The organism is Nitrosomonas nitrosa, from assembly GCF_003051105.1.
In the GTDB taxonomy this organism is placed as follows: domain Bacteria; phylum Pseudomonadota; class Gammaproteobacteria; order Burkholderiales; family Nitrosomonadaceae; genus Nitrosomonas; species Nitrosomonas nitrosa.
Genome location: NZ_QAOO01000002.1, coordinates 94,504 through 118,916, shown reverse-complemented (window position 1 = coordinate 118,916; position 24,413 = coordinate 94,504). Strand labels below are relative to the sequence as shown.

At 44.9% G+C, this 24,413-nt stretch carries 21 protein-coding genes; 12 read left to right on the top strand and 9 right to left on the bottom strand.

Translation table 11 applies throughout. The features are described 5' to 3' along the window. Window positions 1-102: 102 nt before the first annotated feature. Window positions 103-723, bottom strand: a complete 621-nt coding sequence (locus C8R30_RS01515) for an RlmE family RNA methyltransferase (protein WP_107789372.1) — start codon at window positions 721-723, stop codon at window positions 103-105. 41 nt (window positions 724-764) lie between these two features. Between C8R30_RS01515 and C8R30_RS01510 the strand changes: the two genes are divergently transcribed. Beyond that, entirely contained in the window at window positions 765-1,088 is a 324-nt protein-coding gene (locus C8R30_RS01510; protein ID WP_090665730.1) for a YhbY family RNA-binding protein, read from the top strand. A 137-nt stretch (window positions 1,089-1,225) separates the two neighbouring features. On the opposite strand, the gene greA is transcribed toward C8R30_RS01510, so the two are convergent. The 3 genes from greA to carA all read right to left on the bottom strand — a co-directional run bounded on the left by greA (window position 1,226) and on the right by carA (window position 6,331). Further along, window positions 1,226-1,702: a transcription elongation factor GreA gene (greA, locus tag C8R30_RS01505; protein WP_090665732.1), complete on the bottom strand. Its 477-nt coding sequence runs from the start codon at window positions 1,700-1,702 to the stop codon at window positions 1,226-1,228. A gap of 222 nt (window positions 1,703-1,924) precedes the next feature. After that, a complete protein-coding gene (gene carB / locus C8R30_RS01500) occupies window positions 1,925-5,122 on the bottom strand; it encodes a carbamoyl-phosphate synthase large subunit (protein ID WP_107789371.1) in 3,198 nt (1,065 codons plus the stop codon). 48 nt (window positions 5,123-5,170) lie between these two features. Further along, window positions 5,171-6,331: a glutamine-hydrolyzing carbamoyl-phosphate synthase small subunit gene (gene carA / locus C8R30_RS01495; protein ID WP_107789370.1), complete on the bottom strand. Its 1,161-nt coding sequence runs from the start codon at window positions 6,329-6,331 to the stop codon at window positions 5,171-5,173. A 255-nt stretch (window positions 6,332-6,586) separates the two neighbouring features. Between carA and C8R30_RS01490 the strand changes: the two genes are divergently transcribed. From C8R30_RS01490 to C8R30_RS01455, 8 genes are all read left to right on the top strand, one after another. Then, window positions 6,587-7,492 (top strand): 2-hydroxy-3-oxopropionate reductase, encoded by a 906-nt coding sequence (locus C8R30_RS01490; protein WP_107789369.1) that lies wholly within the window; start codon window positions 6,587-6,589, stop codon window positions 7,490-7,492. Beyond that, window positions 7,486-8,937 carry an FAD-linked oxidase C-terminal domain-containing protein gene (locus C8R30_RS01485; RefSeq protein ID WP_107789368.1) on the top strand — a complete coding sequence of 484 codons (1,452 nt, stop codon included), beginning with the start codon at window positions 7,486-7,488 and terminating at the stop codon, window positions 8,935-8,937. Before C8R30_RS01490 ends, C8R30_RS01485 begins: the two co-directional genes overlap by 7 nt. 64 nt (window positions 8,938-9,001) lie before the next feature. Continuing rightward, the gene (gene glcE / locus C8R30_RS01480) at window positions 9,002-10,075 is read left to right on the top strand and encodes a glycolate oxidase subunit GlcE (RefSeq protein WP_107783162.1); all 1,074 of its coding nucleotides are present in this window, start codon (window positions 9,002-9,004) and stop codon (window positions 10,073-10,075) included. 3 nt (window positions 10,076-10,078) lie between these two features. Beyond that, on the top strand, window positions 10,079-11,359 hold the full coding sequence (glcF, locus tag C8R30_RS01475) for a glycolate oxidase subunit GlcF (RefSeq protein WP_107789367.1): 1,281 nt from the start codon (window positions 10,079-10,081) through the stop codon (window positions 11,357-11,359). 205 nt (window positions 11,360-11,564) lie between these two features. Continuing rightward, window positions 11,565-12,176 (top strand): peptidoglycan-binding protein, encoded by a 612-nt coding sequence (locus tag C8R30_RS01470; protein ID WP_107783160.1) that lies wholly within the window; start codon window positions 11,565-11,567, stop codon window positions 12,174-12,176. Window positions 12,177-12,946: 770 nt separating this feature from the next. Then, a complete protein-coding gene (gene hpnH / locus C8R30_RS01465) occupies window positions 12,947-14,116 on the top strand; it encodes an adenosyl-hopene transferase HpnH (protein ID WP_090665745.1) in 1,170 nt (389 codons plus the stop codon). Between the two features lie 167 nt (window positions 14,117-14,283). Continuing rightward, complete coding sequence (locus tag C8R30_RS01460) at window positions 14,284-15,348, top strand: glycosyltransferase (RefSeq protein WP_258191905.1); 1,065 nt, start codon at window positions 14,284-14,286, stop codon at window positions 15,346-15,348. Then, window positions 15,332-15,961: an HpnM family protein gene (locus C8R30_RS01455; RefSeq protein WP_090665749.1), complete on the top strand. Its 630-nt coding sequence runs from the start codon at window positions 15,332-15,334 to the stop codon at window positions 15,959-15,961. Before C8R30_RS01460 ends, C8R30_RS01455 begins: the two co-directional genes overlap by 17 nt. 68 nt (window positions 15,962-16,029) lie before the next feature. On the opposite strand, the gene gshB is transcribed toward C8R30_RS01455, so the two are convergent. Further along, on the bottom strand, window positions 16,030-16,989 hold the full coding sequence (gene gshB / locus C8R30_RS01450; RefSeq protein WP_107789366.1) for a glutathione synthase: 960 nt from the start codon (window positions 16,987-16,989) through the stop codon (window positions 16,030-16,032). Window positions 16,990-17,025: 36 nt separating this feature from the next. Further along, the gene (gshA, locus tag C8R30_RS01445; RefSeq protein WP_090665753.1) at window positions 17,026-18,312 is read right to left on the bottom strand and encodes a glutamate--cysteine ligase; all 1,287 of its coding nucleotides are present in this window, start codon (window positions 18,310-18,312) and stop codon (window positions 17,026-17,028) included. A gap of 311 nt (window positions 18,313-18,623) precedes the next feature. Between gshA and nirK the strand changes: the two genes are divergently transcribed. Next, entirely contained in the window at window positions 18,624-19,730 is a 1,107-nt protein-coding gene (gene nirK, locus C8R30_RS01440) for a copper-containing nitrite reductase (RefSeq protein WP_090665754.1), read from the top strand. 139 nt (window positions 19,731-19,869) lie between these two features. Here the strand turns inward: nirK and C8R30_RS01435 are convergent, their stop codons facing one another. Both C8R30_RS01435 and C8R30_RS01430 read right to left on the bottom strand, forming a co-directional pair. Continuing rightward, a complete protein-coding gene (locus tag C8R30_RS01435) occupies window positions 19,870-20,337 on the bottom strand; it encodes a DciA family protein (protein ID WP_090665756.1) in 468 nt (155 codons plus the stop codon). Between the two features lie 58 nt (window positions 20,338-20,395). Then, window positions 20,396-21,049 carry a helix-turn-helix transcriptional regulator gene (locus tag C8R30_RS01430; RefSeq protein ID WP_090665758.1) on the bottom strand — a complete coding sequence of 218 codons (654 nt, stop codon included), beginning with the start codon at window positions 21,047-21,049 and terminating at the stop codon, window positions 20,396-20,398. 114 nt (window positions 21,050-21,163) lie between these two features. Here C8R30_RS01430 and C8R30_RS01425 point away from each other — a divergent pair, with 114 nt between their 5' ends. Together C8R30_RS01425 and C8R30_RS01420 are read left to right on the top strand one after the other, a co-directional pair. Beyond that, complete coding sequence (locus C8R30_RS01425; protein WP_090665760.1) at window positions 21,164-21,502, top strand: hypothetical protein; 339 nt, start codon at window positions 21,164-21,166, stop codon at window positions 21,500-21,502. A 22-nt stretch (window positions 21,503-21,524) separates the two neighbouring features. Then, window positions 21,525-21,944, top strand: a complete 420-nt coding sequence (locus tag C8R30_RS01420) for a DUF2231 domain-containing protein (RefSeq protein ID WP_090665762.1) — start codon at window positions 21,525-21,527, stop codon at window positions 21,942-21,944. An 18-nt stretch (window positions 21,945-21,962) separates the two neighbouring features. Here the strand turns inward: C8R30_RS01420 and lon are convergent, their stop codons facing one another. Continuing rightward, the gene (gene lon / locus C8R30_RS01415) at window positions 21,963-24,383 is read right to left on the bottom strand and encodes an endopeptidase La (protein WP_090665764.1); all 2,421 of its coding nucleotides are present in this window, start codon (window positions 24,381-24,383) and stop codon (window positions 21,963-21,965) included. Between the last annotated feature and the right edge of the window lie 30 nt (window positions 24,384-24,413).

Genomic DNA, 24,413 nt, shown 5'->3' with positions numbered 1-24,413 from the left:
TCTAATCCTATTTAGTAATATTTTGTGACAAAACCGGTTATACGAAAGTATCTGGATACAAAACTCAACAATCGCCGCATTTTTACACAACGTCTATTCAGTCTAGCAGATTTTTCCTAACCCCAATATATATAGTTCGCTACTTCGATCGCGTGATGCTTTAGGTTTGCGAATAACCACCGTCTTAAAACTTGATCGCATAGCCTTCAGATAATGATCAAAATAACTTCCTTGGAAAAATTTGACAAGAAAGCTCCCACCAGGTTTCAATTTCTCCTTAGAAAACAATAGTGCAAGTTCAGCAAGATATGCGCTTTTTGCTTGATCGCTAACGCTGATACCCGCAATGTTCGGTGACATATCAGAAATAACCAAATCTATCAGACAGTCGCCTAGGTTATCGCTAAGCTTCCTCAGTGTAGCTTCTTCACTAAAATCACCCTGAATAAATGTAACACCAGGCAAGGGAAGCATGTCCAATTGATCCAATGCAAACACTTTTCCACGTTTTCCGACTTTCTCAACAGCGACTTGAGACCAACCACCTGGAGCGGCGCCAAGATCGACAACGTTCATATCCGGCTTAAAGAGCCGATCTTGCTCTGCGATCTCCATCAGTTTATAAGCTGCACGCGATCGATAGCCCTCTTTTTTTGCGCGTTTAACAAAAACATCATTAACATGTTCGGCCATCCACGCTTTGCTAGTTTTAGCAGGCTTCATTAAATAAGTAGTAAAATAAAACTTTTAGGAACGTTAAGTGTATGTTGAAACTGAATACTTCCCAGCGCCGATCGCTTCTTGCGCGTGCGCATCACATCAATCCAGTCGTAATCATCGGTAAAGAGGGCCTATCTATCGGCGTAATAAATGAACTCGATCGAGGACTCTCGAGTCATGAGCTTATCAAAATCAAAGTACTGAGTGGAGACAGGAAAGCAAGAGCTTCATTACTCGAAGAAATTTGTCAGCGATTGAATGCCTTTCCTATCAATCACATTGGTAAGATTTTGATCATTTATCGCCCTGAAGCGGATGCTAAGGAGGAAACTACCGAGTCCACTCATAGGGGTATTACCAGAAAATAGCGAGCTCTCCGATACTAACAAATCGAATTGTCTAGCACGCAAGCCTTGCCGTAGTAATTTAATCTCATTTTTATGAAATAGAGCCGCATGAAACACAAAGACTTGCCGCTCTATAAAAAATTTTTCGCAATTGAAATTTAGATATATTTTACATCCAAAATTTCATATTCTCTGATGCCGGCTGGTGCCTCCACTACTGCGATATCGCCAGCATACTTACCGATCAAAGCGCGCGCAATAGGAGAGCTGATAGAAATTTTCCCTTCCTTAATATCGGCTTCATCATCGCCAACAATCTGATAAGTTACAATCGTGTCGCTATCCAGATCCTTGAGATCAATCGTCGCGCCAAATACACAAGCACCATCCGCATTCAACAATGCAGGGTTGATTATCTGAGCATTTGAGAGCTTATTCTCCAGCTCAGCGATGCGTCCTTCAATGAACCCCTGCTTTTCTTTTGCTGCTTCATATTCAGCATTCTCAGAAAGATCGCCATGGGCTCGCGCTTCTGCAATCGCAGCAATAACAGCGGGTCGTTGTACGGTCTTCATTTCATGTAATTCTGCACGCAGCTTTTCTGCGCCAGTCACGGTCAATGGAACTGGGCTCATAATACTTTTCTACCTTTCAGCATTTGTTTTCTATTACTCATTCGAAGTTTGGTCATCCTTTATTAAGTTTTATTAAGGACATTTCTAGAAATCTAAATTTCATCACAATGCTTAGTTACTCACAAAAATGCTTCCAAACCTATGATATACGCTGCACTACCATTGCTAACATTTTTCGCTCGCACCTCGTTTTGTTTAAAGTTTTGAATTTTAGATGCATCCTTATGTATGAAGCTTTTGAAAATTATAGGCTTGTAGCTCACGCATATTAGCAATTCCCATATAGGCAGCCCGAGCGCCCGCCATCGTTGTGTAATAGGTTACTCGCGCTTGTAGCGCCGCATGCCGGATCGAATACGAATCTTGGATAGCGCTACGCTTATCTGCCACTGTATTAATGATCAAACAAATTTCTCCATTTTTGATCATATCCACGATATGGGGGCGACCTTCAGCGACTTTATTTATTTTATTGACTACCAAACCTGCCTCAGCTATCGCTGCTGCAGTGCCTTGAGTAGCATAAATTGTGAAACCTAGCATTGCAAATTTTTTGGCAATATTGACGGCTTCAGGCTTATCGCTTTCTCGAACGCTGATAAAAATTTTACCTGAAACAGGAAGTTTTACACCGGTAGCAAGCTGGGATTTAACAAATGCTTCAGCAAAAGTCGCCCCTACACCCATTACTTCGCCAGTGGACTTCATTTCCGGCCCTAATATCGTATCAACTCCTGATAACTTGGCAAATGGGAAAACGGCTTCTTTCACCGAATAATATGCGGGTTGAATCTCATTTATCACACCCTGATCCACCAGCTTCTTACCAACCATGCAACGTGCCGCAATTTTTGCAAGTGGAATACCTATCGACTTGGAAACGAACGGCACCGTCCGTGACGCCCTAGGATTTACCTCTAGTACATAAACAACATTATCCTGTATAGCAAATTGCACATTCATCAATCCTCTTACATCAAGCGAGCGCGCCATCAACTCGGTTTGTCGACGCAATTCATCTTGCATGACTGCAGAGAGATTGAAAGGAGGCAATGAACATGCAGAGTCGCCAGAATGAACGCCAGCTTGCTCAATGTGCTCCATTATCCCACCAATGAAAATGGTTTCTCCGTCGAATATGGCATCCACGTCGACTTCGGTGGCATTATTGAGAAAATGATCAAGCAAAACGGGGGAGTCATTGGATACCTTGACTGCTTCACGCATATAACGTTCGAGATCCCGTTGCTCATGGACAATTTCCATGGCGCGCCCTCCTAACACATAGCTAGGGCGAACAACTAACGGGTAACCGATATCACTTGCGGCTGATAGTGCCGCCTCGGCACTTCGCACGGTACGATTAGGAGGCTGCTTTAACCCTAGCTGATGGAGCATTTCCTGAAAACGCTCACGATCTTCAGCACAATCTATCCTGTCCGGGCTGGTCCCTATGATAGAAACCCCGTTTGCTTCGAGTTCTCTCGCCAGCTTGAGTGGCGTTTGGCCGCCATATTGTACAATCACGCCTTGGGGCTTTTCTATCAAAACGATTTCGAGCACATCTTCCAGCGTCAGTGGCTCAAAATACAGCCGATCGGAAATATCGAAATCAGTCGATACTGTTTCCGGATTGCAATTGATCATGATAGTTTCATATCCATCCTCACGCAAGGCGAGTGAAGCATGAACGCAACAATAATCAAATTCAATTCCCTGACCAATTCGATTAGGTCCGCCACCTAGCACGACAATTTTCTTCCTATTGCTGGGATACGCCTCGCACTCTTCCTCATATGTAGAATAAAGGTAGGCTGTAGAGGTAGCGAATTCTGCCGCGCAGGTATCGACATGCTTGTAGACTGGGCGTAAATTCTCCTCGTGTCGGCGCGCACGCACCATTTCTTCACTCGTTTTGAGTAATTTGGCTAATCTCCGGTCAGAGAACCCACGCCGCTTCAATGTACGAAAAGTAGGCAAATCGAGTGAATCCAGAGTTTTTCCTGCTAGCGCCTGTTCCCGCCTCACCAGATCTTCGATTTGTGATAAAAACCAAGGATCGATATGGGTCAGTTTATGTATTTCTTCGAAAGAAATATTGCAACGGAATGCATCGGCAATATACCAAATACGTTCAGAACCAGGATGGCCCAGTTCGGTTTCGATCAATTCGACATCCGTGGTTTTTTCATCCAAGCCATCTACCCCAGTTTCTAATCCCCGCAATGCTTTCTGCAAGGATTCCTGGAAAGTGCGGCCAATCGCCATGACCTCGCCCACTGATTTCATTTGGGTGGTTAAACGATCATTGGCCTGTGGAAATTTTTCAAAAGCAAAACGTGGAACCTTGGTCACCACATAGTCGATAGTCGGTTCAAAAGAAGCGGGAATCACCCCGCCCGTAATATCGTTACCCAACTCGTTAAGCGTATAACCCACCGCCAGCTTGGCTGCTATCTTTGCAATGGGGAAACCCGTTGCTTTGGACGCCAGCGCTGAAGAGCGCGACACACGGGGATTCATTTCGATCACTAACATGCGCCCATCATTCGGATTGATAGCAAACTGTACATTGGAGCCCCCTGTCTCGACACCGATCTCACGCAACACGGCAATAGATGCGTTGCGCATAAGTTGATACTCTTTATCTGTCAAAGTTTGTGCGGGAGCAACCGTGATCGAATCACCTGTATGTATACCCATCGGATCGAAATTCTCAATGGAGCATATGATGATGCAGTTGTCGAGTTTGTCACGCACCACTTCCATTTCGAATTCTTTCCAACCAATAACAGATTCCTCGATAAGAAGCTCTTTAGTTGGAGAGATATCTAAGCCACGCTCACAAATTTCGACAAATTCTTCCCGATTATAAGCAATGCCTCCGCCGCTCCCCCCCAAGGTAAACGATGGACGAATAATCACCGGATAACCAATCATGGCCTGCACCTGCAATGCTTCTTCGAGACTATGCGCAACTGCTGAGCGTGCTGAGCTCAACCCGATTCGAGACATCGCCTGCTTAAATTTCTCCCGATCTTCTGCCTTATCGATAGCCTCTCGAGAAGCGCCGATGAGTTCCACCCCATATTTATCGAGCACGCCGTGCTTAACTAAATCAAGTGCACAATTCAACGCTGTTTGCCCGCCCATTGTTGGCAAAAGGGCATCAGGACGCTCGATTGCAATAATCTTTTCAACCATCGTCCACGTTATGGGCTCGATATAAGTCGCATCCGCCATCTCAGGGTCGGTCATGATGGTTGCGGGGTTAGAATTGATCAAAATGATACGATAACCTTCCTCACGCAAAGCTTTACATGCCTGCACGCCGGAATAATCAAATTCGCAGGCCTGACCAATGACGATGGGTCCTGCTCCGATAATTAGAATAGATTTTATGTCAGTACGTTTAGGCATTTTCCTTTAACCAGACAATCTGTATATAGACTGAGCATTAATTACAAATTACCGCGATCCACATTGGCTTTGTTTGTGCTGCTTCATGCGCGTGACAAAACGATCGAAAAGATAATCCACATCGTGTGGACCGGGGCTGGCTTCGGGGTGTCCCTGAAAACTGAATGCGGGGCTATCCGTAAGCTCAAACCCCTGCAAGCTTTGATCAAATAAAGATATATGCGTAATACGAGCTTGAGTCGGCAATGTATCGATATCGACAGCGAACCCATGATTCTGGCTTGTGATCATCACGCGACCATTATCCAAGTCTTGAACGGGGTGATTAGCACCATGGTGACCAAATTTCATTTTGATCGTCTTGGCGCCGCTGGCGAGCGCGAGAATCTGATGACCGAGACAAATGCCAAATAGCGGAATTTTTATCTCTAAAAATCGACGGGTAGCATCAACCGCATATTCACAGGGCTCCGGATCTCCTGGTCCATTGGACAGAAATATACCATCAGGTTGCGATGCCAATAGCTCACCAACGGGAGTTTGCGCAGGATACACCGTCACCTTACAATGGCGTTGCACAAGTTTCCGCAGAATCGTACGCTTTATTCCGAAATCGAGCGCTGCCACATGAAATTGACTCGTCTGCTGCTTCTGGCAACCCTCGCCCAGTTTCCATTCACCTTCGTGCCACTCATAGGCTTTACCGCAACTGACAACCTTGGCAAGATCCATGCCCGCCAAGCCTGGAAAAGCGCGTGCCTGTTGCAATGCAGTGGTCTCATCGATCTCTCCTGCCATAATGCAGCCAGCTTGCGCGCCCCGCTCTCTTAGGATTCGCGTAAGTTTACGGGTATCAATCTCGGCAATCGCTACCACCTTCTGTTCATTTAGAAAACCTGAAAGAGAGGCCGTTTTCCGCCAGCTACTCGCAAGAATAGGCAAATCACGCACGACTAGGCCAGCGGCGTAGACGCGATCGCTATCAGACGATTCGATATCTTCAGTATTCGCACCGGTATTACCGATATGAGGATAAGTAAGCGTTACGATTTGCCGGCAATAGGAAGGATCAGTAAGTATTTCTTGATAACCTGTCATTGCGGTATTAAATGCAACTTCGCCTGTAGCGATGCCCTCAATACCGACAGATACGCCGTGAAAAACAGTACCATCTTCCAATGCGAGGATGGCACGTGGATGTTGTGACACAAAAGCTCCTTGAGGATCTGACCAGACACAAAAAAGACAGGGGGCTAATAGCCACCAACGTCAAAATATCATTTCAAATGATTATACGTGATAAGCCATGAGTTTTCTATGCGCCGCTGGGAGCGAACTGCACCCGTCATGTAAAATTAATGGCAATAAAAAATACTTTTTTCGTTATCATCATTATTAAACATAGGAAAAGAAAGATTTCGACCAGCTTAATTTTTTGTGATACAACCCAGAGAGGATCACCGAGTGGCAAATATTGGTTTCATCGGCTTAGGCATTATGGGAAAACCCATGGCTAGTCACCTCATTCGAGGCGGGCATCAATTATTTCTGCACTCCCGCAGCGGCGTACCCGAAAGTTTAATCGAACAAGGTGGAAGAGCCTGTGCCTCACCTAAGGAAGTCGCTCAACATGCGGATATAATTATTTTAATGCTCCCTGATACATCCGATGTAGAAAAGGTTTTGTTCGCTCATAATGGTGTCGCTGAAGGCTTAGGCAAGCTTACTGCAAAAAAAATTATCATAGATATGAGCTCCATCTCACCTATTGAAACCAAAAAAATCGCTGCCAGAATCAATCAACTGGGCTGTGATTATGCAGATGCGCCCGTGTCAGGAGGTGATGTGGGTGCACAAAACGCGACACTGACCATCATGGTCGGTGCAAGTGAAAACGTATTTGAACAAATCGAACCGATCCTCGCTTTAATGGGACAAACAATCACGTTAGTCGGTGATAATGGCGCAGGCCAGATTTGCAAAATCGCCAATCAAATCGTAGTGGCACTCACGATCGAAGCTGTGGGAGAAGCGCTGGTTTTTGCATCCAAGGCCGGGGCCAACCCCATTAAAATACAACAGGCCCTGATGGGCGGCTTTGCCTCTTCGCGTGTGCTCGAAGTACATGGAAACCGAATGATCAAACACTCCTTTGATCCTGGGTTTCGCATAGAACTGCAACAAAAAGATCTTGCAATCGCACTCTCTTGTGCATCCGATCTCGGTGTCAGCCTGCCCAACACAGCCACCACCCAATCGCTTTACAATGCATGCATTGCTCAGGGTGGCGCCAAATGGGACAACTCCGCCATTGTTCGCATTCTAGAAAAATTAGCTAATCATCAGATGGTTGATAGCGATCCATGCTGACAGAATTAATCCACGAACTGCGCGCCTTTCTCCCACCCGATGCAGTGTTATATGAAGCAGAAGATGTGAAACCCTATGAATGTGATGGCCTGTCTGCATACCGGCGGACAGCGATGATCGTGGTACTCCCGCAAACGGAGGAAGAAATCATCAAGATTTTACAACTCTGCCATAGCACGAAAACACCAGTGGTTGCGCGTGGTGCTGGTACCGGCTTATCAGGAGGCGCCCTGCCTCATCACCAAGGTGTTTTGCTATCACTGGCACGATTAAAAAACGTTTTGGAAATTGATCCCGTCACGCGGACGGCACGCGTTCAGCCTGGCGTTAGAAATTTAGCGATTAGCGAGGCTGTTGCGTCGTACGGCCTGTATTATGCGCCAGATCCTTCTTCACAAATAGCCTGCACGATTGGTGGAAACGTTGCCGAGAATTCCGGTGGCGTACATTGCCTGAAATATGGGTTGACCGTACACAATATCCTCAAACTAAGAGTATTGATGATAGATGGACAAGTGATCGAAATGGGCAGTGACGCGCTCGATAGCCCCGGGTATGATTTGTTAGCGTTAATGACTGGCAGTGAAGGAATGCTGGGCATCGTCACCGAAGTCACTGTCAAGTTAATACCCAAACCCGACAAGGCACAATTAGTGATGGCCGCATTCGATGATGTTCAAAAAGCGGCGGACGCCGTCGCTAACGTCATCAGCGCAGGCATCATACCCGCTGGCATGGAAATGATGGATAAAATAACGATTCATGCAGTAGAAGACTTTATACATGCCGGTTATGATTTGGATGCTGCGGCAATTCTATTATGCGAGGCCGACGGCATGACCGAAGAAGTGGCCGAAGAAATTCAAAAGATCAGCACGATTATGCGAGAAAGTGGCGCCGTCAAAATCAGCATCTCGCAGAATGAAGCAGATCGACTCCGTTTCTGGGCAGGACGTAAAGCAGCCTTTCCAGCTGCGGGGAGAGTGTCTCCCGATTATTATTGTATGGATGGCACTATCCCACGCAAACACCTCGCTCGAGTACTTCGGGGTATCGAAACCCTTTCTGTCGAATACGGTTTACGCTGTATGAATGTGTTCCATGCCGGTGACGGCAATTTACATCCCCTGATCCTCTATGATGCCAACCAACCTGGAGAGCTGGAAAAAACCGAAGCTTTCGGCGCCAGAATACTGGAAATGTGTATCGAGGCAGGCGGAACTATCACTGGTGAGCATGGGGTGGGGATCGAAAAACTCGATCAAATGTGCCTTCAATTTAAGCCCGCGGAACGCGATTTGTTTCACGCGATCAAAGCTGCATTTGATCCCGATGGTTTGCTTAATCCAGGCAAAGCCATACCAACACTTCATCGCTGCGCAGAACTTGGCGGTATGCACGTACATCGCGGCGAAACCAAATTTGCGACTATACCTCGATTTTGATGGAGGCTATGTCCCTGATTATGTCCCTAACAGTTCTCGCATATCACACCGTTTTATCTATCTCATGCTAAATACGGCCGAAGACCTTATCCATAAAATTAACACCGCAGCAGAAAGCAAACGGCCGCTCTCTATTCAGGGAAGTAACAGTAAGCTTTTTTATGGAAACCAAATAGCAGAGCGAGCCCCTGACATACTTGATGTTTCAAATTATTCGGGTATCGTCAATTATGAGCCCAGTGAACTTGTAATCACAGCAAAAGCAGGAACACGTTTGACCGATCTCGAAACAGCTTTGCAGACGCATCAGCAGATGCTGGCTTTTGAACCCCCCCATTTTGGTGAAAATGCAACATTAGGCGGATGTATTGCAACCGGCTTATCCGGGCCGCGCAGAGCCTACGCTGGCGCAGCGAGGGATTTCGTATTGGGCGTTCGAATTCTGGATGGTCGTGGCAATGACCTGCATTTTGGGGGTCAAGTAATGAAAAATGTTGCCGGTTATGATGTCTCACGCCTCATGACGGGCGCCATGGGAACTTTGGGTGTTTTATTGGAGGTTTCACTCAAGGTATTACCGCTACCCACGATGGAGATAACGCTGTGCATGTCCATGAAAGAAGTGGAAGCGATTGGGAAAATGCATCAATGGGCAAGCAAGCCCTTACCGATATCAGCCACCTGCTTTTACGAAAACCATCTTTTCGTAAGGCTCTCGGGCGCTGAGTCTGCTGTGCACGCCACCCGTACTCAGCTTGGCGGAGAAGAAATCGATCAGGGAAAAACCTTCTGGCAATCCATTCGAGAGCATACTCACGCTTTTTTTCGCTCTGGAACTCGATTGTGGCGCCTATCGATCAAATCTTCTACGCCCCCCTTACCCCTACCAGGACAACAACTTATTGAATGGGGAGGCGCATTACGCTGGCTGGCAACCGATGAGAGCGTAGACGAAACGACAATACGTTCCCAGGCAGAAGCCGCAAAAGGTCACGCTACCTTTTTTAAAGGCAATAAAACCTCTATCCAGGCATTCCACCCGCTCCCACCCGCTATGATGGGGCTCCATAAACGTTTGAAGCAAAAATTTGATCCAGCCGGCATACTGAATCCCGGAAAAATGTATCCCGAGTACTGACCAATGCAAACTAATCTCGCTAATTTCATCAAGCACACACCGGAAGGCGAAGAAGCCGATACCATACTGAGATCCTGCGTACACTGTGGCTTTTGTTTGGCTACCTGCCCCACTTATCAGTTATTGGGCGACGAGTTGGACAGTCCCCGAGGACGCATATACTTAATGAAGCAAGTGCTAGAAGGACAATCTGTCACCCAAAAAACTCAGCAACATCTTGATCGCTGTCTTACTTGCCGCGCCTGTGAAACAACCTGCCCATCGGGCGTACAATATAGCCGCCTGCTTGATATTGGCCGAGGGGTTGTCCACAAAAAAGTCAAACGTAAGCTGCGTGATAGGGCAATACGTTATCTCTTAATAAAAACACTTCCCAATCGATATCTGTTTAGACCTTTGTTTAAACTAGGTCAACTTTTCCGGCCTTTTCTCCCGGCCAAGTTAAAAAAATCGATTCCTAGCCACACCCTAAAAAACAAAGATTGGCCAACAACCCGGCATTCCCGCAGAATGCTCTTGCTGGATGGCTGCGTGCAACCCTCATTTTCACCCAATATCAATATCGCCACGGCAAATGTGCTTGACAAGCTCGGCATATCACTGATCAAAGCAGAAAAAGCAGGCTGTTGTGGCGCGCTCTCATATCATTTAGACGCACACCAGGAGAGCATGGATCAGATGCGCCGAAATATTGATGCTTGGTGGCCATTTATCGACAAACGAACAAATTCGCAGCCGATAGAAGCCATCGTGATCACCGCCAGTGGATGTGGGGCTACAGTTAAAGAATATGGGCACTTATTACGTCATGATCCCGCCTATGCGGACAAAGCGCAGCATATTTCAGCATTAGCAAAAGATATCAGTGAGATCCTGACATTGGAGACAAACGCTTTAGCCACGCTATTCAAACGATTAGGCGACAAAGCTTTGACAAAACTTGCGTTTCATTCACCTTGCACGCTCCAACATGGCATGCAGATTCGAGGGAGTGTTGAGAAAATCCTCAGTACCGCCGGATTTACGCTTTGCACTGTCAAGGATGCACACCTTTGCTGTGGTTCAGCGGGGACTTACTCGATCCTTCAGCCCGAATTATCACAACAACTACTTAAACAAAAAATAGCGGCACTGACTTCTGATAGACCCAGTCAGCTGGTCACAGCCAACATCGGCTGCTTAATGCATCTGCAAAGCGGCACTTCACTTCCCGTTAAGCATTGGATTGAAATTTTAGATCTTACCCTTGATGCTGGTGCTGACCCCAAAACTTCAGATCAGTAAAAAATGCATTGTTACCTATTTGCACCTATTTGCTATCCGCCACCCGCATCAATTCAGCTCTAAAGCGCTCTACAGCTCTAATAAGCGACCCAATACAATCAAAATAAAACATTAAAAGTGCGTTTCAGTTTATTATAAAAATCGAAGAGAGCAGTTATTACATTTGTGTATTTTTTGGATTTTTACTTAGAAGGAGAATGTTAGAATGAAAACTACGGCTGCCAACCAATTAGCACCGAGCTTTTACCTACTATTAGTGATTTCTTTATTAGTCACAATCGGGCTAGTAGGTTGTGGTAAAAAAGAAGAAGCAGCAGATGCACAAAATAAAGAAAAAGCAGTTGCTGAAACAACCGAATCAGAAGAATTAATGACTGAACCCGAGTTGATTACCGAATCCCCAACTCAAGCGCCATCCGAATCCATCACTGAAGAAATAGGTGAACAAACTCAAGAAGCAATAGCCTCTCTTGAGCAAACTACCGACACTTTACTTAACGATGCAGCTGAGAATATAGCTGAAGCCGAGGATGCTCTCTCCGAATTTATGGCCGATAGCCCATCAGCAGCAATAGCTGCAGAAGATGAAACACAAATCGCAGAGCAAGAGGATTTAAGCGAAGTCGTCAAACCCACTCCCGATTTGATCCGAAAAGTACAACAAGCGCTCGCTAACGCTGGATTTGATCCTGGTGCAGCCGATGGTATCAGCGGCCCAAGAACGATGTCTGCTCTAAAGCGCTTTCAAAATCAAAACAACCTAGCTGAAGGCCAATTGACCAAGGAAACACTCCAGATGCTGGGTGTACCTTATTAAAGATTGATGATATTGAGAGTACCTCTAAAAATTCAGAGCTTTAAACAAGACGGGGCTAAAGCAAACAATGTTGACGTGGCATATGCTGGCTATATTAAGAAAACATTCTTTTGTGAAAGTCGGTGTATGGTGAGGAAATAGGGATTTTTAGGGGTACATCCATTCACATGATGATCACGCAGCAATTTGATTGACAGGGAAGTTTTGAGAAGGCGAAGTGTAAAGATTCATATACCCAACCCGCTTAATCTTTCCTATTAATCAAAGAACAAGCGAAGGCAGTAGCCGTTTATGAGAAATTCGGGTGGTTAATTGGTTGCTTGTGCTGGTTAGAAAAAATCAAGGATTATTCTGAAGGAGTCAGGCAGGTATCAAAACCGGAGGAATCTATGAGCAACAAAAAGCCTTTTTCTTGCCTGCAATTGAATTTCTAGACACGCCTAAAGGGTTGGTCCTCTTTTATCTTTTTTCTTATCGTCCAAAAAGTGTTGGAAAAATGTTAAAAATAAAATCAAAAATACCAAAACTTTCTGATGTCGCTTTGGTTTATAAATGAGACATGCTAGCATATCCCAGCAAAGCGAGCTTAGAAGCGATGAAAGTGAAGATTCGGCATAATCATATATTAAATATTAAATAGATAGACTAAATAGACGAGAAGCAAGCCCCCGAAAGTAATGATGGGAGGGCACTGTAGATCTATTCTACATCCTCTTGATTGAGTCTAAAAAAAAACAAATTAGTACTAAAAAATAACGGAGATGAATTAAATGGGTATTCCTTTTTTACAAAAATACCGTGTAGGTAGCTATATCTTAAAGCAGAAAATTCGTGGTAATAAACGCTATCCGTTAGTACTAATGCTCGAACCGTTATTTCAGTGCAATCTGGCTTGTGCGGGTTGCGGTAAAATCGATTATCCCGATGATACTTTAAGGCGCCGGTTGAGTGTTCAAGACTGCCTAGACGCAGTAGATGAGTGTGGGGCGCCCGTCGTTTCCATCGCAGGCGGTGAACCACTGATACACAAAGAAATGCCCCAGATCGTAGAGGGCATCATTAAACGGAAAAAATTCGTTTACCTATGCACCAATGCATTGCTGCTAGCGGATCGCATGGATGACTACCGCCCTTCACCCTATTTCACTTTCTCAATACATTTAGATGGCAATAAAGAACGTCACGACACCTCCGTTTGCCGTGAAGGTGTGTACGATAAAGTGATTCCAGTTATTCAGGAAGCCCTCAAGCGTGGTTTCAGAGTAACCGTCAACTGCACACTTTTCCAAAACGAAACAGCAGAGGAAGTGGCTGAGTTTTTCGATACCGTCACAGAATTAGGTGTGGAAGGCATCAATGTCTCCCCAGGGTTTAGTTATGAACATGCACCGCGACAGGATGTATTCTTGCAGCGATCGGTAAGCAAGCGTCTCTTTCGTGCAATTTTTCAAGAAGGCAAAAAACGTAAACAAGCTTGGAGATTTAATCATTCCAGCCTTTATTTAGATTTTCTGGCAGGCAATCAGAACTATCAATGTACTGCCTGGGGTAACCCCACACGTAATCTTTTCGGCTGGCAAAGGCCTTGTTATCTTTTGGTCGACGAAGGCTACGCCAACAGCTTCCGTGAACTCATGGAGGAAACCGATTGGGATAACTATGGTGTAGGTAACAATCCAAAATGTGCGAACTGCATGGCTCACTGTGGATTTGAGCCCACGGCGATTAATGACACCTTTTCTAATCCTATCAAAGCATTGCGTGTTAGCTTACAAGGACCACGTACCGAAGGCCCCATGGCGCCTGATCCGTCACAAAAGAATTTAACCACTCCTAAAACGAATGGCTCACAGAAAGAATTTCCTATATCCGTGATAGTGGAACAAAAAACCGGCTCATCGAGTTCATCATCAAATAACTTCACCCGGTCCGACAATTAGTAGAGAAGAATTTTTCTTATCACATTTTAGACATACACCGCAAAAGGCAGAAAGCTCGCAAGCAAAACTGCCTTTTCTTCAATTAAAAGCAGTTTGATTCAGAAAGTATGGTGATATCGCTGGTAACATACTTAGCATTTGCTGGAGTTTTATTTTGGTGGGTAATTTTGCTTGCTCCATGGCGACCGTGGGGGACACAGGAGGCATTAGAACCATCCAACGAGAAAGATGTTTCCTTAAAAGAAATCACGATACTGATTCCGGCTCGTAACGAGGGATCGCTTATCGAACAAACGCTCAATGCATTAAGTCTTCAAGGAAAGGGTCATCAAATTATTGTGGTCGATGATCAGTCAGAAGATGATACGGCCCTACAAGCTCGAACATGCGGTGCAACGGTAATATCAGGCACGACGCCTCCTCCAGGCTGGAGTGGAAAATTATGGGCGCTGGAACAGGGCTTAGCTAAAGTTAGCACACCGTATACATTACTCCTCGACGCGGACATCACGCTTGCACCCGGGATGATTGCAGCTTTACTCAAAAAAGCACGCGAAGAACATCTCGTACTGGTATCCTTAATGGCAACCCCTTCTTTTTTTCGTTTATCAGAGCAATTATTGATGCCTGCCTTCGTGTTTTTCTTTAAACTGCTTTACCCTTTCCGCCTAGCGAACAAACCTGGCTCACGGATAGCAGCCGCAGCTGGCGGGTGTATTTTAGTTGAAACACAGGCCTTACGGAAAATTGGTGCTTTCGCCAGTTTACGTGATGCATTGATAGATGACTGCACCTTGGCATCTCGTATTAAACGTGCAGGTATGCCTACCTGGATTGGTTTGAGCCATTCCGCTCGAAGCCACCGGGAGTACGAAGACATAAAAACGATCTGGAACATGGTCGCAAGAACGGCGTATACACAATTACATTACTCCCCTTTATTACTTATCGTTTGCACCCTGCTCATGTCAAGCATGTTTTGGTTTGCTCCTATCTTATTGCTATTCGCTCTTCCTGGACAAACCAGTATAGTTATTTGCATGCTCGCGTGGATAGCCATGATAATTGTGTATATCCCTGTTTTACACTACTACCAGCTTTCCCCACTTTGGGCGCTTGCACTACCCGTTATTGGAACTTTGTTTCTACTGATGACATGGACCTCTGCTATCCGTTTCTGGCGTGGTGAACGAGCACAATGGAAAAATCGCCGATATGAAATCACTACTTAACGCCATAATCTTTACCCAAGTATTGCTTTCAGCAATTCTAATATTCCCTGTTACGATAGCAAGCGCTGATGACACTCAATCCAATGGGCCAGAGCAGGTTGTTCGCGCTTTCCAGGAAACACTCATCCAAGCGATGCAAAAAGGTGATGAGCTAGGGTACCAAGGGCGCTTTGAGCTCCTTGCTCCCGCCATTGATCATTCGCACGATATCGATAGCATTATACGCTCTGCGCTTGGCGCCAACTGGAACACACTCAATAAAGAACAGCAGCAAAATATTACAGAAGCCTTTCGAAAATTGAGTATCGCCACCTACGCAGAAAGATTTAATCACCATGAGGGTGAACGCTTTGAAATCATTGAGCAGCGACCATTGCCACGTGACCAGATCTTGGTTCGGAGCAAATTCATCCAAAATGATAGCAATCCGATAAACTTTGATTATGTGTTGCGAAATGGCAGCGAGGGCTGGCGCATCATTAATATTCTGGTTGATGGCGTCAGTGACCTCGCCTTAAAACGTGCCGAATATAATGCAATCCTCAAACGAGATGGCTTCCCTGCATTGCTTGACATGCTAGAGCAGAAGATTCTTCAAGCAGAAAAAAACTAATCCTGCAAGAAAAGTCACCCAGGAGTCCGCTCAACAACGCTTACAGGCTTCATCCATACCCACCGAAACTACTTGCGGCTATGGATACGCTTCTCTAGCGCATCCACCATCATTCCGGCCACGTTAAAACCAGTCTGTTTAGCGATCTCTTGCATACCGGTTGGGCTAGTCACATTGATCTCGGTTAGAAAATCGCCGATCACATCGAGCCCCACAAGTAACAAGCCCCGCTTATCTAATAGGGGGCCTATCGTCTTTGCTATCTCGAGATCGCGCCCCGATAAGCGTTGTGCCGTACCAATTCCGCCAGCAGCAAGATTACCACGTGTCTCACCTGGCTTAGGTTTGCGTGCCAAAGCGTAAGGCGCCGGCTCTCCAGCGATGAGTAATATCCGTTTATCCCCCTTACTGATATCAGGTAAAAAGCGCTGCGCCATAATAGTACGGGTTCCATAGTGCGTTAGCATTTCAAGAATCACACTGATATTGTGATCAGCACGATAAACGCGAAAAACGCTCGCCCCGCCCATCCCATCAAGTGGTTTCAGAACGATATCTTGATGCATCTCCAAAAATGAACGTATCAAGCTTTCTTGCCTTGTTATAAGTGTAGGCGGGATAAATTGCGGAAACTCGGTAATTGCAATTTTCTCATTGTGATCACGTATACTTCGGGGGCTATTCACGATGAAGGCACCTTGTCGCTCAGCAAACTCCAATAAATACGTGCTATAGACATATTCAATATCAAAAGGTGGATCTTTGCGCATCAAGACGGCATCGAATTCCTGTAAAGGGATTGCTTCAGCAGCACCTTCCTGATACCAGCGATATTTTTCCTCGATTGGATCAAGAAGAATCAATTCATGACAAAAACCAGTGACCCGATTATCTTTCCAAACAAGATCGCCTTGCTGCATGACGAACAGTTGATGATTACGGCTAGCCGCTTCGCGCATCATCGCAAAACTAGAATCTTTCTCAATTTTGATCGAATCCAGTCGATCCAGTACGAAAGCTAGCTTCATAAAGTATTTACGCCATAAAGATGCAAAACTAATCTATTAAGAAGACCTGGGAGAACTGCGGTCTAGTTCGAGTGCGGCAGCCAATAAGGCAAGCCGCGCTACCACACCATAAGCATAAAATCGATTCGGAGCCGCATCAGGCAGCGCTTCATGGTCTGGCAACACACAGGATGAATCAAATGCCAGAGGAACAAAATGCATACCTGGCGCATTCAAATTTTCATCCATACCTCTTCCCGTGTGCACACGATAAAAGCCACCAACCACATAACGATCAATCATGTAAACAACGGGCTCTGCAACAGCCTGATTGATGCTCTCAAAAGTATAAACGCCTTCTTGCACCAATACATGCGAAACCGATAAACCTTCTTTGACGATCGCCATTTTGTTGCGTTGCTTACGGTTAAGCTTGTAGACTTCTTCGCTATCTTTCACGGTCATAATTCCCATACCATAAGTCCCCGAATCGGCCTTGACGATCACGAAAGGTTTTTCATGAACACCATACTGTTTATATTTTTCTTTAAGCTCTTTTAATATTTCATCCACCGCCGCCGCAACACAGTCCTCCCCCTTTTTCTCATGAAAATCGATTTTGCCGCATGAACTAAAGTAAGGATTAATCAGCCAAGGATCGATCTTGATAAGCTCGGCAAATTCCTGCGCTACGCTGTCATATGCGAAGAAATGTTGAGATTTCCTTCGTGTCGACCAACCGGCATGAAGCGGGGGAATAACAATCTGTTCAAGATCTTTCAATATTTCCGGAATACCGCCCGAAAGATCGTTATTGAGCAAGACAGCACAAGGGTCGAAATTTTCCACCGACAATCTATTGTTTTTACGCCTAATAGGCTCCAGGATAAGGCTGTTTCCACCTGGCAGATGAATCGTGGTCGCTGAAGTGATGTCTGGCAAAAGAGAGCCGACACGAACATTCATACCTGCATGCCGCATAATTCCTTGCAATACGGCAATATTCTGAAAATAGAACGTATTGCGGGTATGATTCTCAGGCACAAGCAAAATGCTATGTGCATCTGGGCAGATTTTTTCCACTGCCGCCATCATAGCTTGCACACAAAGTGGCAAGAACTCTTGATTGAGGTTATTGAACCCTCCTGGGAACAGATTGGTATCAACTGGAGCTAACTTAAAACCACTATTACGCAAATCAACCGAGCAATAAAAAGGTACTGTATGGCTCTGCCACTTCCCACGGAACCAATGCTCAATAGTTGGCATTGCCTCGAGTATTCGCTTTTCTAACTCAAGAATTGGACCGCTCAAAGCAGTGGTAAGGTGTGGAACTGGTGGCATAGTGACTCGTTTAATCAGAATCGGGCATTATAGCATCCAGTCTTACGCAAACTAATCATCGCCATTGCGCAAAAATAACAAAAATCATCTAAACGAATTTATTCCGATTAAATAAATCACCCCTTCCAGCGCATTGCGGAAAATTACAACTCGTGGACAGTTTTATCATTAAAGTGTATAGTTAGCGAGCTTCTTTTGCTCTCGTCTGAAAGCAAGGACAGTACGGTCGCGGTGATATATGGGACGCAGTACCGAGAAATAATGGCGCATATAGGGTTTTGCGCAATTTTCAAAAATTTTTGGAGGGATATATGAATAATAAAGTTGTACAAGCAGTTATTGGGTTAGGACTGCTGTGTTTTTCTGCTTCATTTGCAGTTGCAGCTAAACACGATATTTCTAAGTTGCCACGCGTCAAACAACAATTAGTTGATCCACCCTTTGTGCCCGAGCATGATCAAGTTGCAAAAGGCGGCCCTAAAATCGTTGAAGTCAGACTAGAAACGATTGAAAAATTGGTTGAAGTTGCGCCTGGCGCGAAAGTTTGGGCTTTAACATTCAATGGTACTGTACCCGGTCCGCTGATCGTCGTTCATGAAGGTGATTATGTAGAATTAACCTTGGTAAACCCTAAAGAAAGCACGATGGCTCACAACGTTGACTTCCACGCTGCCACAGGTGCACTCGGTGGTGCAGGATTGACACTCGTGAATCCTGGCGAAGAAGTTGTATTACGTTGGAAAGCAGTTAAACCAGGCGTATTTGTTTATCACTGCGCTCCCGGTGGAACCATGATTCCTTTCCATGTCATTTCAGGAATGAATGGCGCCATTATGGTATTGCCACGTGATGGCTTAAAAGATGCTAAAGGCAAACCAGTTCGCTACGACCGTGCATTCTACATTGGCGAACAAGATTTTTATCTGCCTAAAGGTGCTGATGGTAAATACAAAGTTTATGATCAGCCTGCAGCAGGTATGGCCGATATGCTTGAACTGGCGAAAGGCTTAGTTCCTACCCACGTAGTGTTCAATGGCGCAGTTGGTGCCATCACTGGCGACAATGCTTTGAAAGCTAAAGTGGGCGAGAAAGTACTGTTTATCCATTCCCAAGCAAACCGTGACTCACGTCCTCACTTAATTGGTGGACACGGTGACCTGGTGTGGCAAGGTGGCTCATTCAGCGACGTTCCTCTGACAAGCCAAGAAACTTGGTTTGTGCCGGGTGGTGCTGCAGTGGCCGCATTGTATGAATTCAAAATGCCTGGATTGTATGTCTATCTGAGCCACAATCTTATCGAAGCCGTCTTGCTCGGCGCAGCGCTTCATATGAATGTTGAAGGCGAATGGGACAACGATCTCATGGAACAACTCAAGGCACCTGCTAGCTTCAATCCAGCAGCTGCAATGGATCACTAAGCAAATAATTAGAATTTAGATTTAGATAAAACTCGTTCTAATTTAAACGGCCCCTATGCGGGGCCGTTTTTTTTTGGTTTGATTTTTTCTTTCCTGGAAAAACCAAATTCTTTTTGCTTACTGAATCTTGTTAAGGCGTTTATAGGCACTTCGCAAGCATAATTTCGATTGCTGATTTCAAGGGTGATGCAGGCATATTCAAAGCCAATCGATTTAGATTATCAATTGCTGTCTGACTAAGTGAAGGTTTCTGTCTTGAAGATACGTTGCCGCCCTGCTCACTCTGTTGCCTACGCAGCATAATCTTGATCGAGACAACCTGAGGACCGAACTTCTCCAGGAGTGTTGGTTCGATATGCTTAAGTTTTGCAGCAACGGCGCTACTATCCACATATAGGGTGAGCACTTGCTTAGAAAGTTTCCCAATGACACAGTGCTCGGCTAATTTAGGCGGTACCAACGCTAAGAAAGTATGTTGTAATTGAATAATATGATTTACCGAAGAGTAAACTTCTTGATAGGCAGGTAGCTTACCTAATGTGTGAAGAAAAATATTAATTCTGCAAATATCAGCTTTTCTTTTTATGAATTTATTCGTCTTAAACATACAAAAAAGAAACAGCTTTATATACCTACCCAATTATTGAATCACAATTGTAAAAAAACTAGGGTAAATGCTCAAACTGGTCGGCGACTCTAAAGCAGCACCGCTCTCCATTCTTGACGATGCATTCTTTGTGCTCAATATCCGCTTTTAATAAAGAAGCCAAGAAACTCAGATCAAGCACACAAAACCCTTGATGTTGTTTTGCCAGCTCATGAAAAACACAATTATTTGCAACAATCTCTGCATAATTGTCTGTGCTCTGCCCTACACTTGCATCATAGCCAAGTTCGGTTAATATTGCAGCCACCTCATGCAGCTTGTCGTTTCGCGAATAATGCTTGGAGATACGGCTTACAAACCCTTCGCTCATCTGCTCCCCAAGCTCTGTCAAACAGTCATTCAGCTCTTGCTCACCGAGATTCTTGTTCATCCAGGATAATAGCAATTTGGCAAGAAAAGAATACTGTCTTTGAAATAGCTCTAAACCAGTCGATGTTAGCGTATAGACTTTACTCGGCCTGCCGCCGGTACTCTCCAACATCTCACTCTGAATAAAACCATCGCCACTCAAACTGGTCAGATGCTGATTGACAGCATTACGGGATATCGCCAGCAGGCGCGACAATTCTTCTACTGTGAGTCCATTACGGTGATGAAGCAATGCTGTTAATAAAGACTGTTGACGCTCACCTAGCAGTGACAATGCTGACATCTTTTTTTCAACCAATAGCTAAAATTTTTATAACTTTTGACATGTAAATATTGCAAAAGGTGCAGAATATGCAGTATATTAAAAATCCCTAATTTGAGAAAGAGGAGAGAACGGATGCTTACTTATGTAATTATAGTTTTAGCAATTGCTGCTGTAGGTGGTTTATTTTTGGCATCAAAAATTTTCTCAGGTCAATTAGCACCATGGCCTTTATCTATCGTTCACGCCTTATTAGGCGCGACTGGCTTGATCATGCTAATAATGGTTGTACTTGAAGGCTCGGGTAGTGGTAGCCTCACAGCCGCGCTGGCCTTACTCGTTATCGCTGCACTAGGTGGATTCTATCTTGCATCGATACATGCAAAAGGTAATGTTGCGCCCAAGAATATCGTCATTATCCATGCTGGTGTTGCTGTTGCAGGTTTTCTCACACTGCTCAGTGTCTTACTCTAAGAAATAAAAGGAAACAAGTTACATGAAACACCCTATGCACCCCATCCTAGTTCATTTTCCCATAGCAGCTTGGATTATTTCTACCCTAGGAGACATTACAAGCTTATTCACAAATGAACAAGTAAGTTGGGTGGCTGGGGTGTTACTTGTCATTGGAACGATTACTGCATTATTTGCCATGGTAACGGGCCTAATAGAGCTCAGTAAAATAGATTCACAAAATCCTGCCATGAAAATCGCGAATCAGCATATGATGTATATCATGATTAGCTGGTCTTGTTATGCCGTAAGCTTGTTCCTTCGACTTGATGGTACTCAGCTGAGCCAACCGGGTGTTCTCGCTATTATCATGTCTGTTGCTGGGTTCATCTTCCTTTGTATTGCAGGATGGTTAGGAGGAAAGCTTGTTTACGAACATGGCATTGGCGTTCACCCAAAATAACTACAATTGATTATTTAGCTAGTGTTTGATAATCACATTCGTAACATCATCTTCACCTACTGTTGATAGGGTGTTCTGCACTGTAGAAGGCAGTGCTTCCGGTCTATGTTCTAGCGCTAATTCGAGAACTTGATCTATCCATTTCACAGGTTGAATTTTAAGTTTTGCTTTTATATTCGCTGGAATCTCACTCAAATCTTTAACATTATCTTCTGGTATCAGCACCATTTTGATCCCTCCACGATGAGCAGCCAATAACTTTTCCTTGAGGCCACCAATTGGCAGTACTTCGCCACGGAGTGTTATCTCTCCTGTCATGGCAATGGTTGATTTGACGGGAATGCCTGTTAATACAGAAACCATGGCGACACAAATACCGATACCTGCACTTGGACCATCCTTGGGTGTAGCCCCCTCAGGTAGGTGAATATGAATATCTTTCTTCAAATAAAAATCATCAGCAATACCCAGCACGGCTGACCGGCTCCGTACCACTGACAATGCAGCTTGGACAGACTCTTGCATCACCTCACCTAACTTACCCGTGGTAATTGTTTTTCCTTTACCAGGTAATGCAACAGCTTCAATTGTAAGTAATTCACCACCCACTTCAGTCCATGCCAAACCAGTAACTTGCCCTACTTGGCTATTTTCTTCCGCTACGCCATAGTTATAACGATGAACTCCTAAATATTTACTAAGATTACGCGAGTTGATCGTAACCCCTTCATTGCTATCTTCTTTCTTACTTACAATCGCTTTAACAACCTTGCGGCATATCTTAGATATTTCCCGCTCCATGTTCCGCACACCCGATTCTCTCGTATAGTGCCTAACAATGTCTCGAAGAGCAGATTCAGACATGATCAACTCACCTTCCTCAAGCCCATGATTCTTCATTTGTTTGGGCAATAAATACCGCTTGGCGATATTAAGCTTTTCATCTTCCGTATAGCCTGATAAGCGGATGACTTCCATGCGATCAAGTAATGCAGGAGGAATATTGAGTGTGTTCGCAGTCGCCACAAACATCACATCCGATAAATCGTATTCAACCTCAATATAGTGATCCACAAAGGTGCTATTTTGTTCTGGATCGAGCACTTCCAATAACGCCGATGCTGGATCACCCCGAAAATCCATACCCATCTTATCAACTTCATCTAGCAGAAAGAGTGGATTCTTGACACCCACCTTAGTAATATTCTGCAAAATCTTCCCGGGCATTGACCCAATATAAGTTCGTCGGTGCCCTCGTATTTCCGCTTCATCCCGCACGCCGCCAAGTGACATGCGAACAAACTTTCTATTGGTAGCACGCGCGATTGATCTTCCGAGGGATGTTTTGCCTACTCCCGGCGGGCCGATTAGGCAAAGAATGGGGGCTTTTAATTTACTAACCCTTTGTTGTACAGCCAGATATTCTACGATTCTTTCTTTAATCTTTTCTAATCCGTAATGATCTTGCTCTAAAACAGCCTCAGCTGTATCAAGATCCTTACAAATCTTACTTTTTTGCTTCCATGGCAGTGAAACGAGCGCATCGATATAATTACGAACAACTGTCGCCTCCGCAGACATCGGTGACATAAGGCGTAATTTTTTTAATTCTGCATCTGCTTTTGTACGCGCCTCCTTAGGTAAAGAGGCTGCTTTTATTTTTTTCTCGATCTCCTCGAGATCGGCTCCATCCTCACCTTCACCCAGCTCTTTCTGAATTGCTTTAACTTGCTCATTCAGATAATAGTCCCGCTGGCTTTTTTCCATTTGCCGCTTGACTCTGCCACGAATCCTCTTTTCTACTTGCAGTATATCGAGTTCTGTCTCAAGTAAGCCCAACAAATGTTCCAGCCGCTGTTGCACGTCAAAAATTTCAAGAACTTCCTGTTTTTTCTCCAATTTCAGTGGGAGGTAAGCTGCAATCGTATCAGCAAGCCGTCCTGCCTCATCAATACCTGAAAGCGAAGCCAGGATTTCTGGCGGTATTTTTTTATTTAATTTAACGAATTGATCAAACTGGGAAATGAGTGCACGTCGAGTTGCCTCTATTTCTGGAGTATTGATGCTGTCGATAGGCACCTGAAGCGCTTTTCCCGAAAAATACGATTCTGAATCAATAAACTCCAGAATCTGAGCACGATAATTTCCCTCCACCAGCACCTTAACAGTGCCATCGGGCAACTTGAGCATTTGCAAAAGATTTGACACGCAGCATATGCTATACAGATCTCGTGGAGTCGGATCATCCTTGGCCGCTGACTTCTGGGCCACCAGTAGGATATTTTTCCCAGAATCCATAGCCAGCTCTAGCGCCTTGATAGATTTCGGTCGTCCAACGAACAATGGTATGACCATATGCGGGAACACGACCACATCACGCAACGGCAATAATGGCAGAACTAATTGGTTTGACTCGTTATCGTCGGTTACTAAAGTCATATTTATATTTTAATTAAGTACCAACAATCA